We start from the raw sequence: 15,274 nt of genomic DNA on the forward strand, positions 1-15,274 counted from the left end.
GGTCCCAGTTGGACGTCGCTCATCAGCAACGGGGAAAATAGGGCTGTGACTGGGAGTGATACAGGAAGCGGATCACCACTGCCCGCAGCGAGCGCGCGCTCGTTGTTGCTCACGGTGATGGGCGAGTTCGCCTACCCGCGCGATGAGGCGATCTGGACCACCGCCTTGGTCCGGGTTCTCGGCGGCCTGGGCGTCGAAGGGCACGCCGCTCGCCAAGCGATCTCGCGGTCCGCGGATGCGGGGTGGATCGAACGGGAGCGGATCGGCCGGACCGCGCGCTGGCGGCTGACCCGGTCCGGCAAGAAGATCATCGAAGACGGCATGCACCGGGCCACCGCGTTCCTCGATCGCTCCGAACCCTGGGACGGTCGCTGGCTGGTCCTGCTGGTGTCAGTGCCGCAGGGCGAGCGCACCACCCGCAAGCGCCTCTACGGCGGCCTGGCCTGGCTGCGCATGGGAAATCCGACACCCGGTGTGTGGCTCACCCCCCACGTTGACACCGCAGGCGATCTCCGCGACCTGATCGCGGAATTCAACCTCACCGACACCGCCATCAGCTTCATCGGACACACCGAGGAGGTCGGCCTCAGCGATGAGCAGATCGTCCAGCGAGCCTGGAACCTCGCCGAGCTGGCCGAAACCTACCGGACCCTGCTGACCCGATACGCCGACCACCGTCCGGCAAACGGCGACGAAGTGCTGCTGAGCTACCTGGAGCTCCGGAACTACCTCCAGCAGTTCATGCGCCTCGACCCACAACTGCCGGAAGACCTGCTGCCGAAATGGGTCGGGCACGAGGCATCGGATCTGTTCCGCGACCGGCGCGAACGTTGGCTGGCGGGAGCGTGGGAACGCTGGGAGGAGATCCTCCGCGAAGCACGGCCGAACGGAGCGGACTGACCGCCCGCTCCGTTCGGAACCGCTCAACGGGTGTAGGGCATGAAGTCCACCCCGAAGAGCTCCCTGGCGATAATGATCTTCTGGATCTGCGCGGTCCCGTCCGCGATCTCCAACGCCATGACGTCCCGCAGCCTCTGCTCGAAAGGAAACTCCGCGGAGTACCCGTAGTTTCCGTGCAGCAGCAGGCAGTCCTTGATCGCGGCTCCCGCCATTTTCGGGCCGTACCACTTGGTCATCGCGGCGTCAGCCGTGTGCCGGACACCGACACTTCGTTTCCACAACGTGGAGTAGCAGAGCAGGCGGGCGGCCTCCAGCGTCGTGCTGTGCTCGGCGAGCGGGAACGAGACGCCTTCGAACCGGGACAGCGGCGATCCGAACGCCTCCCGCTCCCGCACATACATTACGGTCTCCTCCAGACATGCTCTAGCACAACCGATTCCGGTCAACGCGAGCAGCGGCCTGGTGAAATCGAACCCGTTGAGCACGGTTCGGAAGGCCGCCCCTTCCGAACCGATGAGGGCGTCGTCCGGCACCCACACCTCGTCGAGGTGCACCAGACCCCGCCCCATGGGTTTCCACCCGGTGTCCGCGATGTCGGACGTCGTCAGGCCAGCGCGGCTGAGCTCGACGAAGAACGCGGAGACTCCGGCACGAACCCCGTCTCGGTAGGTCTGCGCGGTCACGATCAGGGCGCTTGCGTGAGCGAGCATGGTGACCGAGGCCTTCTGCCCACTGATCACATAACCACCGTCCACCGCGATCGCCGTGGTCCGCAAGGCGGCGGCGTCTGAACCCGTGTCCGGCTCGGTCAAGCAGAATGACACGTACTCCTGGCCTTTGACCAGCGAATCCAGCCGGTCACCGCGCACGCGCTCCGATCCGAACCTGTCGATCAGGCTCGATACCAGCATCACCGGGATCACGGCGTTGGCGACGTTGACGTCCGCGTGCGCAAGCTCCTCCACCGCCAAACCGGCAGCCACGAAGTCCTCAGCGTCCAGCGGATTGTGATCCGCACCGGCGAGCAGACCTAGGACACCTAGGTTAGCGACGCGACGGTGGCTCTCCCAGGGGAATTCGCTTCGAGAAGCGCGATCAAGGTATCCCGGTGCGAGCTCGGCGTTCGCGAAGTCCCGCACACCGTCTCGAACCGAGGTCTGGTCATCGGTGAGCCCGAAATCCACTCAGCGCCTCACTTGCCCTGTTCGCCGTTGTCCGGCTGGTGCGTGTCGGTATCGAGTTCTCCGCTGGAGAGCTGTTCACGCAGGACGAACTTCTTGACCTTGCCGGTGGGTGTCATGGGGAGTTCTCCGACGAAGCTCCAGTAGGCCGGCGTCTTGTGCGCGGACATCTCCGCACGGCAGAAGGCGCGCATGTGCTCAACCGTCGGCTTGTCAGCACCGGGGTTGAGCCTGATCACAGCAGCCAGCTGCTCACCCCACTTCTCATCGGGGACACCGACGACCGCGGCCTCAGCAACCGCGGGGTGGCTGATCAGGAACTCTTCGATCTCTCTCGGATAGATGTTGACGCCACCTCGAATGATCATGTCCTTGAGGCGTCCGGTGATCTTGATGAAGCCGCGCTCGTCCATGCAGCCCCAGTCACCCATGTGCAGCCCCATCCGAGTCGATGGTCGACACTGTCTCCTCGGGCATCTCGTGGTACTCGATCATGTTCTGGTAGCCGCGGCAGCAGATCTCCCCCGCCTCGCCGACGGGCTTGATCTCGCCGGTCACCTCGTCGGCGATCTTGACCTCCAGGTGCGGCAGCGGTTGCCCGACGGTCTCCGACTGGTCTTCCGGCGAGTCGGTCACGCGGGTCTGCGCGATCACCCCGTGCATCTCGGTCTGCCCGAACAGGATGGTCGTCCGACATCCCAGGGTCTCCGCCGTGCGGCGGACGAGAGCCGCCGGGACGGTGGCCGCCCCGCTCATTATGGTCTGCAGGCTCGACAGATCGCGCTTCTCGCGGTCGGGGTGGTCGAGCACAGCGAGCAGCATCGTGGGCACGAGGAGGCTGTGGGTTCCCCGGTAGGTCTCGAACGTTTCCAGCATCAACGCCGGGTCGAACTGCGGAACGATGACGAACGTCCCGCGCTTGGCCAGCGTCCCCAACGAGGTCACCGCACCTCCGCCGATGTGGTACATCGGCATGGAGTTGACGTTCACACCGCCGTCACCCATGCCTGCGCGCTCTGAGACGAAACGGGCTGCGTTGGCGAGCCCCTTGTGGTGCAGTCTGGCTCCCTTGGGGAACCCCGTGGTACCGGAGGTGTATTGGACCTGAATCGGGTCCGTCGGGGCGACGAGCGGTAGTTCGACCTCGGCACCGCTGCTCAGGAATGCCTGCCACCCGGAGAACGGGATCGCCTCGCGGAGGTCGGGCAGGCGGGGTCGAATCTCCTCCACGATCGGCGCCAGCTCAACGTCGCGGTAGGAATCGGCGTAGAAGAGACCGACGGCTCCCGACTGCCGCAGCACGTACTCGAGTTCGCGTGCCCGATAGGCCGGGTTGCTCGCCACCATGATCATCCCGGCAAGGCTGATCCCCTGCTGAAGGACGATCCAGTCCGCGCTGTTGGGCGCCCAGATCGCCACCCGGTCACCCGGTGAGAAGCGCGCCAAGAGAGCCTGCGCAGCTCGTGTCGCATCAGCGAGGAACTCCGCATACGTCCAGCTCCTGCGGGAATCCTGGTCCGCGACCGCGTCCACCAGCGCTGTCCGATCGGGAACCGTTGCGGCAGCCTCCCGGAGGAGGTCCCCAATGGTGACGTCGTGGACGGTCTCGCCCTCGTCCGCCGGCCAATACGACTCGGCAAGAACTCTGTCTACTGTGGTCATACTATGACTCCTGGCGAAGTTCTCATGGCTGACTTTTCCTCGTGGAGGGCAAAACCGCACCAGCGCGCTCCTGGTCGGCGAGTCGCACGTGCGCGGCAGGTACCACGTCAGGTGCCGCACGAACCGGCATGCGGCAACCAGGGACGCGGCAGCCCCGAATCGCGATGCCTTCACTCCGCCCTGACGACGATCGGACCTGGGCCTTGATCGCAGCTGGGCGGCATGTCGACTACAGGGCGCTCCGGGCCGCTACGACGGAGGCACCGAGCCGCGTACGTGAACGCACCTCCCTCGCAGAATCCCTTACGATACGTGATCGCCATCACATCGTTTGGTATTATGTACCAAAGGTAGGACCGAAATGACAGAAGAGCAAGGCCGGGCGCCCACGAGATTCGACAGGCACCCCACAGCCTCGAGTTCCAGCACGCAGCAGCCGGCCTGTCACGCACGCGCCCATCCGAGGGGCGACCTCAGGGCGGTCGCAACGGGAACCACGAGACGCCGGAAAGCCCGGACGCCTGGGTATCCGCCGCTTGGCGCACCACTGGCACGCTGCATGCAACCGGCCGAGCGCACTCCCCACAAGGGTTGACTTTCTACACAATGTTAGACACAGTTCCATAGTCAGTAGACTGTTCTAGGTGGGAAGAGCCCCTGCTGCGAAACGTGCAAGACCGTGGCTGAGACGGCAGACGCCGGCATGCCAGGAAGGAGCCTCAACGATGCTTGCCTTCCGGCGACTTCTGCTGGCTGCGATCTCACTGACCGCTTTCGCTGGGGCGAGCGCTACTTCCCTCGCAGCAGACGAACAGCCGACGAAATTCCCACCCGGTCGCGAGCTGCCAAGCCAGCTCAGAATCTCCCCCAGTGATCACGACTGCGAAACGCCTACGGGAGCACCTGGCCAAACCTGCCAGTTGACCCACAAATACGGCGCTGCCATCAACTCGATAATCACAGCGGGATCATGGCTGCTCGCCCCGCTACCCGGGCAATGATCAAAAGTACGTCCACACGGCCACTCAACTGTGAAGACCTTCTTGCCGGTTGGGGTTGTCGTGCAGTTTAGGTCGGGATGTCGGCACGACTGCACTGCTGTTCGCAGCGCCTGGGTCCTGCCCAATTGCCGATTTCGTCGTCAAATGCCGTGAGCAGAAACCGTCGCGAACATGCATTGCTTCCCGTCTGGGAGACTGAACACGATGTGGACCAGTCCCAGGGACCGGCCTAGGTGGGATACGGTGGCAATCATCTGAAGGCTTGCTCCGGCCGGCGTCGGACGGACATAGGCGACGTGCGCCGACGTCGTCGCAAAGGCCGCACCGTTCCTCTGCAGCGCGGCGGCCGCAGCTGCGTCGGACCACGCCATCGCGACACCTCCGTGCAAGTTGCCGTTCGGGTTGGCGACCCCGGACTCGACATCCAGGGTCGCCACGAGTCCGCGGTCGGTGTCCGTCAACTCCCGCTCGAGCAACACCGGTGGGCGGTGCCTTGGATGAGGACCGAATCCGGAACCAGCAGGGGTGCACGGGCCCACTTGCGGGAGTCCGGGGATGAAGTGTCCCCACTGCCGTGCCCGGGCGACGACCTGGCCGGCGGAGTCGATGACGAGCGCCTCGGCATAGCCGTCGGTCGCGTTTCGGCCGATCAGTTCCGCCTCACCGTGGAGCACGCAGCCGTCCGTGGGTAACGACCCCGTGACGTCTACCGACATCTCAGTAGTGACCGCCCAATGACCTTGCGGCGCACCGGCGATGATGGAGTAACCGAGGACGTTGTCCACGAGTACGCCGAGGTTGCCCGGCCGCAGCTTCCCCCGGCTATCGCACATCCAGCTCCGGATAACCATTTTGGCGCGCGCAGTGGTCCCGCGCCGGTCGACGGTGACGTCCCTAACCTCGAACGCGGCCTCCGGTGGCCCCATGATGACGGGGAATTTCACGCCGGCGTACCTCCCTGCCGAACCTGCTCCCGGAGCCTGTTCTTCATGACTTTGCCGGTGGCGGTCATCGGGAGGGCACTGGCGAACCTGACCTCCTTCGGTAGCTTGTAACCGGCGATGAACTCGCGGCAGCGCGCGATGATGTCTTCCTCTGTTAAAGCTGCAGAGGGAGCGAGGACCACGACGGCGACGACTCGCTCACCCCACTTTTCGTCAGGAACGCCGATCGCTGCACACTGCTGCACCCCGTCGATTCGAGCCAGGGCATTTTCGACCTCCGTCGAATACACATTCTCACCGCCGGTGATGATCATGTCCTTCACCCTGTCAACCAGGTACAAGAAACCGTCAGCGTCGCGGTAACCCGCGTCGCCCGACCGGTACCAGCCATCCGGGAAGGCAGCCGCAGTGAGCTCGGGCTGGTTGAAGTAGCCGGTGGTCAGCGAGGGAGACCGGATGAGGAACTCACCTACTTCGCCGTCAGCTACCTCCTTACCGTCCGGGTCCGCCACCTTGATCTCGATCAGGGGAAGCGGGCTCCCGCAAGATTCGAGTTTGACGCCTTGGCGGTGCTGCTCCGGTCTGAGGAAGGTGACACCCGCGCAAGTTTCGGTGCCGCCGTAGAACTGGATGAAGTCACAGTCCATTGCGGTGAGGGCGCGCTGGAGCAGCGGAAGCGGCATCGCGGCGCCCGCGTAGACCACGACCCGTACGCAGGAGAGGTCGACGGTGGCGGCTCCGGGCTGATTCAGCATCATCTGGATGACCGTGGGCACCAGCGGCAGGATCGTGGGCCGGTCGTGGGCGATCAGCTCGAGCAGTTCGCCAGGGGTGGGCATGGGGTACACGGCGACGGCGGCGCCGTTGTAGAGCGCCTGCAACGAGAGGCCGACGCCCATGGCGTGGAACAACGGCATGACGGTGAGCATCACGTCGTCGGAGGTGTAGCTGAACGAGGGCTCGAGGTGCTCGCAGAGCCGGAGGTAGAGGTAGTTCTGGTGCGACAGCTGCACCCCCTTCGGCTTGCCGGTGGTGCCGGAGGTGTACATCAGCACTGCCGTATGCCACGGGTTGACTTCGGTGGCGGGGTCCACCGCGGGAGCCGCTGCGATGAGTTCGTCCAATTCGCTGACGCCTGGCCGCGTGGAGTCGTACCCGATCACGCGGCATGGCACGCCGCTGGTCTCGATCACTCTTGCTGCTGTCTCGGCATACTCCGCGTCCGCGAGCAGCACAGCGGGGCGCGCGTCTGCGATGATGTCCACCAGTTCCGGAGGCGCGAGCCGCCAGTTCAAGGGGACCAGTGCCGCCGAAATCTTGTTCACTCCGAAGAGCAGTTCGAAGTTCTGACGGCCGTTCTTACCCAGGACGGCCACCCGATCTCCGCGTGCGACGCCGAGCTTCACCATGAGCTGCGCGACCTGGTTGGACCGTCGGTCCAGATCCGACCAGGAGACCGGTCCGCGGCCGTCGATCAGCGCCGGACGGTCTGGGGTGGTCCTCGCGTAGTGACGTGGAATGTCATCGAGTGTGCGGATTTCTGAGTAAAGCCACATGTTGGCTCCTTTCGTGGGATAGCGACGGCATGTAGGCGTCAAAATCCCGAGAAACGTGGTTGTCGCCGTGCGGCGAACGCCGAAATGCCTTCACGCGCGTCAGCGGTGGCCGCAGCACGGCAGAGGGACTGCGCCTCGTCCTCGAGGTGGGTCTCGAGCGGTGTCGCGAGCGACCGAGCGACGAGCCGGCGGACCTCACCGAAGGCACGCGTCGGTCCGGCCGCGAGTGCCACGGCCGCTGCGCGCGCCTGCTCCGCCACGACGTCGTCGGCCACGACGTGGTCGACCAGACCGGCACCCAGTGCCTCGTCCGCGTCGAGGGATTCGCTCAGGACTAGGAAGCGGCGGGCGCGGGCGATCCCCATGCGGGAAGCGAGGCCGGCGGTCGCTCCCAGGTCGCAGGTGAACCCGAGTTGCGCGTACGCCGCGGTGAAACGTGCCGAGCGCGCGGCATAGACAACGTCGCAGTGGGAGAGCAAGGAGACCGCACCGCCCGCGGCGGAAGCGTGTGCGCACGCCACGATGGGTGCGTCCATGCGGAGTAGCCGGGTCAGCCCCATGTGCAGCCCGAACGTCCCGTCGCGCACCGCTGCCGGCGCGGCATCGAGGTCGCGCGAGAACAGGTTGACGTCTCCGCCTACGCTGAAGAAGCGACCTTCGGCCCGCAGAAGGACGGCGCGGACGTCCCCGCGCTTTGCGAGCTCGTTCGCTACCTGGCCAAACTCTCGGCAGAAGACCGCACCCATCGGGTTGCCAGGCTCGGCGTCGTTGAGCACCAGCTCAGCGAGACCGTCGTCGACCAGCAGGTCGATGGTCTGATAGTTCATGATTTCTCTCCTGTGGTGGGAGAGCATCACCGTGATTCGCGGGGGCGTCAGGCCACCGAGATACCTCCGTTGATGCTGATCGCCTGCCCTGTCACGCGCCGAGCGGCGGGACTGGCCAGGTAGACCGCCATGGCCGCGAGGTCTGCTGGCTCGGCGACCCCGAGATGCGCCAGCGACGCGGCTTTCTCGAACATCCGTGCACTGAACGGCTCCCCCGCGATCAAAGCCGCGCCGGGCGTGCCCGCGATGAGGGAGGGCGTAAGCATGTTGATGCGCACGCCTTCACGCTTGACCTCGAGTGCGGCCGCCTTGGAGTACATGACGATCGCCGCCATCGCAGCACCGATGGCGGTCTCCCCGGGTGTCGCGAGCTTCGCGGCATCGGAAGCGACGTTGATGACGGTTCCGCTGCGCTGTGCCCGCATCGAGGGCAACAGTGCGTGCATCATGTGCAGCGGTGGCAGCATGACCTCGTCGATGCGGTCGCGGATGTTCTGAATCGGGATGGTGTGCAGCAGCCGAGGGGGTTCGCTCGGGCCGGTCGCGCTGACGAGCACGTCCACCGCTCTGAGAAGGGCGAGGCTGGCCTCGCCGGCACGAACCGCGTCGTCCGGGTCGGTCGCGTCGACCCGGACGAAGTGCGGCTTGCTGCCGCTGCGTCGCTGTACCTCGTCGCAGGCCATCGCGCCACGCTCATCGTTGCGGCCGAGGATGACCACGCGCGCCCCGGTCTCCGCGAACTGCGAAGCCGTCTCGAGCCCGACACCACCGGTGCCCCCGAGGACCACGACGCCGGATCCGGCGGCTGGCGTGCTCATCGGTTCGCGAGGATGGTCGGAAGGGCCGCACGATGGAACCCGTTGAAGGGCTCGTTGTTGCGCGCGGGCTGCAACTCCCACCACCCGCGACGGGCGTTGGGGGCCCCGCCGTCGATGCGGACGCACGAGCCGGTGATGAAGCTCGCGGCCGGCGACAGCAGGAAGACGATCGCGGCTGAGACCTCGGACTCGGTGCCGAACCGCTGGAGTGGGATGTGCGGTGAGACGCCATCCTGGATGAACGCCGTGTCCTTCGCGTCGTAGGTGTCCAGGCCACTGGACGCGATGGAGCCGGGTGCGACCGTGTTGACCCGTACGCCGGACTCGGCCCATTCGGTCGCGGCCGACTCGCTCAGGGTGAGCATGCCCCCACGCGATGCCGCGGAGTGCGAGAAGTGGGGCCACCCGTGCCAGATATCGGCGATCATGCTGACGATCGAGCCGCCGTGGTCGGCCATCCACCGGTTGTAGACCTCGCGCATGACGATGAAACCACCGGTGAGGTTGGTTCTCACAACGGCATCGAAACCCTTGGTCGTGATGGTCTTCAGCGGAGCGCGGTACTGACCGCCGGCGTTGTTGACCAGACCGTCGATCCGACCGTGGTCTCGGAGGACCGTGTCGACGGTCTCGATGACGGTGTCCTCATCGCGGATGTCGGTCACGTGGGTAGAGACCGAGCCGCCATCGGTGGAGATCTCGTCCCGGACGTGCTCCAGCTTCTCCGGATTGCGCCCGAGGATGGCTACGTGGGCGCCGAGGGAGGCGAGTTCGTGCGCCGTGCAGCGGCCGATTCCGCTGCCGCCACCGGTGACGACGATGACCTGGTCCTTGAAGAGTCCGGGCGCGTAAACGCTGCGGTAGGTCACGATGTTGGTCCTCTGCTCGTGGATGGTCGATTCGGTCACTCGGACGGGGTATGTGTGCTCACCCGGTCGGGATCACGACGCTCGACGAAGTCCTGCTTGCGCTCGACGATCTCGGGATTGCCCATGGTCGAGTAGCCGTAGAGGGCCTCGAGGCGCAGTTGGTCATCCAACGGCCGTCCCACCACCTCCAAGATGGTGTCCTTGGCCGACTCCACGGCCGCCTGGGGATTGCGCAGGATCTTCGAGGCGATGTGTTCGGCGGTGCTCATCAGCTGGGCCTGGGGCACCACCCGGTTGACGAGGTGGACCTCCTTGGCTCGCTGCGCGTCGATCGGCTCGCCCATCAGTTCCAGCTCCATCGCGACACCGACCCCGCAGGTGTTGACCAGCCGGACGATGCCGCCGTCGGCGAAGTGCATCCCCCGCCGGATGTGGAAGAACCCGAAGTTCGCGTTCTCCGAGGCAATCCGGATGTCGCAGGCCAGTGCCAGCTCGATACCTCCGCCGATAACCCAGCCGTTGAGGGCCGCGATGATCGGTTTGGAAGTGTGGTGCAGTCCGCGTGTGATGCGGCCTGCGAAGCCCTTGTTCAGCAGGCTCCGACCCAGCTCGGGTCCTGCGTTGAGCCACGGGTCGACGTGTGACTTGAGGTCCGCACCGGCGCAGAAGGTCTTCTCTCCGGCTCCGGTCAGGATGGCCACCCGTACATCGGGGTCGTTGCGGAACTCCGACCACGCCTCGAAGAGGAGCTCGTCGGCCTCCGTGTCGATGGCGTTGTGCACGTCGGGACGGTTGAGGGTGATGTACGCGATCGCGTCGCGCTTTTCGTAGATGACCTTGCTCATCCGGTTCTCCAGTCCTAGTGGCCCGGGATCTTGGCCTGGCCGACCTTGTGGCGTGCGATGACGAGCTTCATGATCTGCGCGCTCCCGTCCCCGAGCTGCAGGCCGAGGACGTCGCGGAGCCGCTGCTCATAAGGCAGCTCCTCGGTGTACGCAGAGTGGCCGTTGATCAGAAGACAGGTCTGGACCGTCTCGAAGGCAAGCTTCGGCCCCCACCACTTGCACATGGCGGCTTCCTCGGTGTGGGGGATCCCCTGATCCTTCAGCCACAGGGTCTTCAGACACAGCAGGCGGCAGGCCTCAACGTGCGTCTCGGCCTCCGCCAAAGGGAATGACACGCCTTGGTGGTCGGTCAGCGGCTTGCCCTTGCTGGTGCGCTCCGCCGCCGACCGCCAAGTCTCGTCCAGTGACTGCCGAGCCACCGCGAGGACCTGAAGGCCGATCAGGGCCCGGCTGTAGTCGAAACCCTGCATGACCTGGATGAAGCCCTGGTTCTCCTCGCCGAGCAGGTGCGACGCGGGCACGGCCACCCGGTCGAAGTGCACCGACCCGCGGCCCGCGCTGCGCCCGCCCAGGTCGGCGAATTCGCTGGTGGTGATGCCGGGGAGGTCGAGCGGTACCAGGAAGGCGCTGATGCCGCGGGCACCCGGCCCCCCGGTCCTGGCCCATACCACGGCGAAGTCGGCCTGGGTCGCGAAACTCGTCGAAGTCTTCTCCCCGTCGAGGATGTAGGTGTCGCCGTCGCGATCAGCTCGCAGCGTGAGGTTCGCGGCGTCCGACCCGCCCGCCGGCTCCGTCAACGCGATCGCTGGGATGATCCGACCGGCAGTCATGCCCGAGAGCCACGGCTTCACGACCTCCGGGTTCCCGTGACGCGCCAGCAACGCGGAACTCAAGGACATCGACACCATCAGCTGCCCGACGTTGTAGTCGGAACGGCAGATCGCTTCCAGAACCAGCCCCGCCGTTACACAGTCCAGTCCCAGCCCGCCGTACTCCTCGGGGAGTTCGACCGCGAACAGGCCGAGCCTGCCCATCTCGAGCAACGTGTCACGGTCGAAGGCACCCTCGATCTCCCGCTGCTTGTAGAACGGCGCCAGACGTTGCTCACCGAAACGACTGGCAACACTCACCAAATCCTGCTGTTCAGCGGTGATCGAGAAGTTCAACGGTGCGGACATCGGTCTCCTTCATCGGTGACGGCGGTCATAGTGTGCTTCTTTGTGGCCGCACTCCTCCCCATGCCAACAGGGGGTCTTCATCCCCCAACAGTGGTAGTGTTTGCGCATGTCCTCAGCCACCGAGGCCCATTCGGACCTGGAACGGCTGCGGTCACACCGGCGTCACGCGCGCCGCGAGCGCGCTTTCATCGCTCGGTTCGTCTGGGCCGTTTTCGACGAGCTGGAGCAACGGAACCGGGAGACCGCGGCGGAGCCGGGCTGGTCTCGCAAGGACCTCGAGCACTGGGCTGAGATCGCTGAGGAGCGGCGCGCGGCCAGAGCACACGACCTCGAGCTGCGTCGGACGACCGACGCCACGCTGGCCGCCGCGCTGGACCGCCTGGCCTCCGCACCCTCCAGCGGGGAGATGTCGCGACGCGCCCCCGCCGAGCTCCGCGAGGCGTGCGGCTTCACCCGGGTGATGATCTCCTCGGCGCGGGGCTCACGGTGGCTGCCAGACACCATTCGGCCCGAGGACTACGCCGACCCGGACGCCGACGAGTTCGACCGGTTCGCACGGGAGGGCAACGAGATCCCGCTTGCGCGCTCAATGCTGGAGACGGAGATGGTCCGGCATCGGAAAGCGGTGATCGTCGAACACGCGGAGACCGACCCCAGGACCTACAAGCCGCTGGTCCGGGTCACCCAGAGCAGGTCCTACGTCGCGGCCCCGATCACCACGAACCGACGGGTGATCGGCTTCCTCCATGCTGACCGTCTCCGCCAGCACAGCCACATCACCGTTGGTGACCTGCACAGCATCGACCGATTCGCAGCGGAGTTCAGCGTCCTGTTCGAGTCCGCCGTGCTGCGCGAGCGCATCGACGGCCAGCGAGCACGGGTGGGTGAACTGCTGGGCGAAGTCACGGCAGGCCTAGCCGCCCTCGCAGATGAGCCGCTAGCCCTACCGGCGACCGCGCAAGAGCGCGCCCGCGGCGAGGAACCGGGCCCGAGCGCTGCACAGCGCACCGCAGACCTGCTGAGTCGACGGGAACAGGAGGTGCTCACCCTGCTCGCGGCAGGCGCCACCAACCGAGCCATCGCCCAGGAACTGGTGTTGTCAAGCGAGACGGTGAAGAGCCACGTCTCCAAGATTCTCCGCAAACTGCGTGTCGCCACCCGCTCAGAGGCGGTCGCGAAGTACCTGCAGCTGCGCGAGCGGGAGACCCGCGAGGCAGTCTCGTGACGGCCGCTCAGCAGGCGCGCACTCGTTCTACTCGTGACCTTCGGGCGAGCACCCTTCGCCTTGCCGCGCGTCTCGACGGACTCGAGTTGCTCGACCCCGCCGTGCCGGCGTCGGTCCGCGAGCACGTCACGCAGCCAACCGGTGCGCTGCACGACGCCGCTCGCGCGATTGCGTCGTATCCGGTAGACCACGATCGACGGTTGCTGGAGCTGGCCGCCGAGGCGTTGGCGCTGGGCGAGGAGTGGGACCGCCACTTCCACCAAGCCCGCCTGTACGCACGCGACCAGGTGGCAGAGTGCCTCGCGCAGTTGCGCTCATTGAGAGATGAGTCCGAGTTGAGCAACCAGATCTGTCCAGCCATCGCTCAGGCCTTCGGCGTGCAGTGGGCGCTCATCGCCCGCATACATAAGGACACCTGGTCGCAGTGGAGGCTGTACGACACCTCCGGGCAGTTCCGCGGTCGGGAGGAGCCGGACGGATTCGGCACTGTACCTCTGGCGCAACTGCCGGCAGAGGCAGAGGCCGTCCGCACCGGACGCGCCTTGTCCTCGACCTCGAGGAGCCTGTGGGCGGAGACGGGGCGTGTCCGCGTGGCACCTATCCCGGTGGCGGGCCGGGTGACGGCCCTGGTGCACGTGCCGGAGCCAGCAAGATCGCACGAGGATGACGATCTCAACGAGCGACTGGAGACCTGCGCCATCGGGCTTGGTCGCATACTCGAGCGTGAGCTGCTCTACGAACGCTTCCGGTCACAACGGTCCCGCGTTCGGACTTCCCTGGCTGCCATAGAAAGCACCATGACCTCACTCGATACCGGGGTCGACCTCGTACGGCTCGTCGGGCGGGAACACGCGGACACGGTGTCGGAAGTCGGATTGCCGCTCGTCGGCCCATCACCTGCCTTTGACAATGTCCTGACCTCGCGGGAACGCGACGTGATGACACTCGTTGTCCTCGGGCGTGACAACACTGCGATCGCCCATCAGCTCGCCATCACCACGAACACCGTCAAACCCACATCCGAAACATCATGCGCAAGTTCGGCGCCGTCAACCGGACCGAACTCATCTCGCTCCACCAGTCAGCCACGCATCTGGAGCCGTCGGCCACGCGATGTTGACTCCCGAACCGAGCAAACTGGAGCGGAGGTTGATTCGCCGCCGCAGTTGATTTGAGGCAGGTATGTGGTGCGTTTCGTAGCTGACGGCCGCAGCACCGGGGTCGGCACACTGTCGCCGAGCACGTTCAGTCGCCTGATCACTGGCACGCTGAATAGGCGATCGCACAGGGTTGCCGAGGTCGCCGGGGTACCGCCGTGGGTGAAGTTCCAGCCCTCCGGGCCGTTTTGTGGGCGGCTCAAATGTCGAGGACGGACGTGATCGCTTCGACCGCCGACGCGTCCGACCTAGTCGGCGCGGACTTACCTGGGTGCGAATCTGGGTGCGAACTTCTGCCCACCATGCAACTCGAGCACCATCTTTGTCCTCCACTTATCCCGTTTGCCCAGGCACCTCACCCATGACAAAGTCCCTAGCCGACTCAAAATCCGTCCAGTGTGCGTTCGAATCGCACCGGGGGCACGTACAGCATCCTCACAGCCTTGTTCTGGTCGTGAGCTGCGGATATCAGACTTCCATCGGCTCGAAACGAGCTCGCTCCCTATCACCGAGAGCGACGTTCATCCGTTCCTGCTCGCATGGACCGATCATCGGATTCGCTGTCTCGGCGGTTGTCGGGCCTTCTGGCTCTGCCGGAGACCGCTGGGCGAATGTCACCCTCACCGAGCCTGGAGGGGGACACACCATGCACCTTGATCTCGTATACGCGCACAAGAAGCAGTTCGGAATCGGAGCCGTCGCCGTAGCCGCGCTCGCCGTCCTCTGGCTCACCATCGGTATCGAGGCAGCAGCAACACTGGCCATGCTCGGCGGCCTCGTGGTGGCCCTGGGTTACGCCAGCTTCCGCCAGGAGGCGGCGCAAGAGCAAGCCGAAGAAGCGCGCATCAACGTCACCACGCCAGGAGGGGTGCCGCTAGCCCCGGTCCAGCCCGGGATCACGCACGTCAACCACCTGCTCCACCTGGTCTTGAGCATCCTCACTGGCGGGATCTGGTTCATCGTGTGGATTCTGTTGACCATCAACGTCAAGTCGGAGAAACGACCGGCTGCAACGCCGATACCGGGCCGCCATGCGCCGATACTCGGCGGAACTCGCCGCCTACGAAGAGAAAAAGCGCTCAGGCCAATGAACTTCGCGGGCAGGCACTGA

Annotated in this window: 14 protein-coding genes; 4 read left to right on the top strand and 10 right to left on the bottom strand. The window is 65.6% G+C overall.

Annotation, left to right across the window (positions count from 1 at the left end):
- The first annotated feature begins 102 nt into the window (after nucleotides 1-102).
- Entirely contained in the window at nucleotides 103-900 is a 798-nt protein-coding gene (locus REH65_RS08220; RefSeq protein WP_406691964.1) for a PaaX family transcriptional regulator C-terminal domain-containing protein, read from the top strand.
- 23 nt (nucleotides 901-923) lie between these two features.
- On the opposite strand, the gene REH65_RS08225 is transcribed toward REH65_RS08220, so the two are convergent.
- From REH65_RS08225 to REH65_RS08270, 10 genes are all read right to left on the bottom strand, one after another.
- Nucleotides 924-2,084: an acyl-CoA dehydrogenase family protein gene (locus REH65_RS08225; protein WP_406691965.1), complete on the bottom strand. Its 1,161-nt coding sequence runs from the start codon at nucleotides 2,082-2,084 to the stop codon at nucleotides 924-926.
- Nucleotides 2,085-2,092: 8 nt separating this feature from the next.
- Nucleotides 2,093-2,524, bottom strand: coding sequence for a class I adenylate-forming enzyme family protein (locus REH65_RS08230; RefSeq protein WP_406691966.1), 432 nt, complete (start codon nucleotides 2,522-2,524; stop codon nucleotides 2,093-2,095).
- Nucleotides 2,505-3,743 (bottom strand): AMP-binding protein, encoded by a 1,239-nt coding sequence (locus REH65_RS08235; RefSeq protein ID WP_406693123.1) that lies wholly within the window; start codon nucleotides 3,741-3,743, stop codon nucleotides 2,505-2,507. The genes REH65_RS08230 and REH65_RS08235 overlap by 20 nt, the downstream gene beginning before the upstream one ends.
- A 1,141-nt stretch (nucleotides 3,744-4,884) precedes the next feature.
- Nucleotides 4,885-5,688 (bottom strand): PaaI family thioesterase, encoded by an 804-nt coding sequence (locus REH65_RS08240; protein WP_406691967.1) that lies wholly within the window; start codon nucleotides 5,686-5,688, stop codon nucleotides 4,885-4,887.
- Nucleotides 5,685-7,244, bottom strand: a complete 1,560-nt coding sequence (locus tag REH65_RS08245) for a long-chain-fatty-acid--CoA ligase (RefSeq protein ID WP_406691968.1) — start codon at nucleotides 7,242-7,244, stop codon at nucleotides 5,685-5,687. The genes REH65_RS08240 and REH65_RS08245 overlap by 4 nt, the downstream gene beginning before the upstream one ends.
- A gap of 38 nt (nucleotides 7,245-7,282) precedes the next feature.
- Nucleotides 7,283-8,071 carry an enoyl-CoA hydratase/isomerase family protein gene (locus REH65_RS08250; protein WP_406691969.1) on the bottom strand — a complete coding sequence of 263 codons (789 nt, stop codon included), beginning with the start codon at nucleotides 8,069-8,071 and terminating at the stop codon, nucleotides 7,283-7,285.
- Between the two features lie 47 nt (nucleotides 8,072-8,118).
- Nucleotides 8,119-8,889, bottom strand: a complete 771-nt coding sequence (locus tag REH65_RS08255; protein ID WP_406691970.1) for an SDR family NAD(P)-dependent oxidoreductase — start codon at nucleotides 8,887-8,889, stop codon at nucleotides 8,119-8,121.
- A complete protein-coding gene (locus tag REH65_RS08260; RefSeq protein ID WP_406691971.1) occupies nucleotides 8,886-9,797 on the bottom strand; it encodes an SDR family oxidoreductase in 912 nt (303 codons plus the stop codon). The genes REH65_RS08255 and REH65_RS08260 overlap by 4 nt, the downstream gene beginning before the upstream one ends.
- Nucleotides 9,794-10,603, bottom strand: coding sequence for an enoyl-CoA hydratase/isomerase family protein (locus tag REH65_RS08265; RefSeq protein WP_406691972.1), 810 nt, complete (start codon nucleotides 10,601-10,603; stop codon nucleotides 9,794-9,796). The genes REH65_RS08260 and REH65_RS08265 overlap by 4 nt, the downstream gene beginning before the upstream one ends.
- 14 nt (nucleotides 10,604-10,617) lie before the next feature.
- The gene (locus REH65_RS08270; protein ID WP_406691973.1) at nucleotides 10,618-11,781 is read right to left on the bottom strand and encodes an acyl-CoA dehydrogenase family protein; all 1,164 of its coding nucleotides are present in this window, start codon (nucleotides 11,779-11,781) and stop codon (nucleotides 10,618-10,620) included.
- Between the two features lie 106 nt (nucleotides 11,782-11,887).
- Here REH65_RS08270 and REH65_RS08275 point away from each other — a divergent pair, with 106 nt between their 5' ends.
- From REH65_RS08275 to REH65_RS08285, 3 genes are all read left to right on the top strand, one after another.
- Entirely contained in the window at nucleotides 11,888-13,006 is a 1,119-nt protein-coding gene (locus REH65_RS08275) for a LuxR C-terminal-related transcriptional regulator (protein WP_406691974.1), read from the top strand.
- 86 nt (nucleotides 13,007-13,092) lie between these two features.
- A complete protein-coding gene (locus REH65_RS08280) occupies nucleotides 13,093-14,181 on the top strand; it encodes a LuxR C-terminal-related transcriptional regulator (protein WP_406691975.1) in 1,089 nt (362 codons plus the stop codon).
- Between the two features lie 628 nt (nucleotides 14,182-14,809).
- A complete protein-coding gene (locus REH65_RS08285; RefSeq protein WP_406691976.1) occupies nucleotides 14,810-15,274 on the top strand; it encodes a hypothetical protein in 465 nt (154 codons plus the stop codon).

This window comes from Saccharopolyspora sp. ID03-671, from assembly GCF_045278815.1.
In the GTDB taxonomy this organism is placed as follows: domain Bacteria; phylum Actinomycetota; class Actinomycetes; order Mycobacteriales; family Pseudonocardiaceae; genus Saccharopolyspora; species Saccharopolyspora ipomoeae.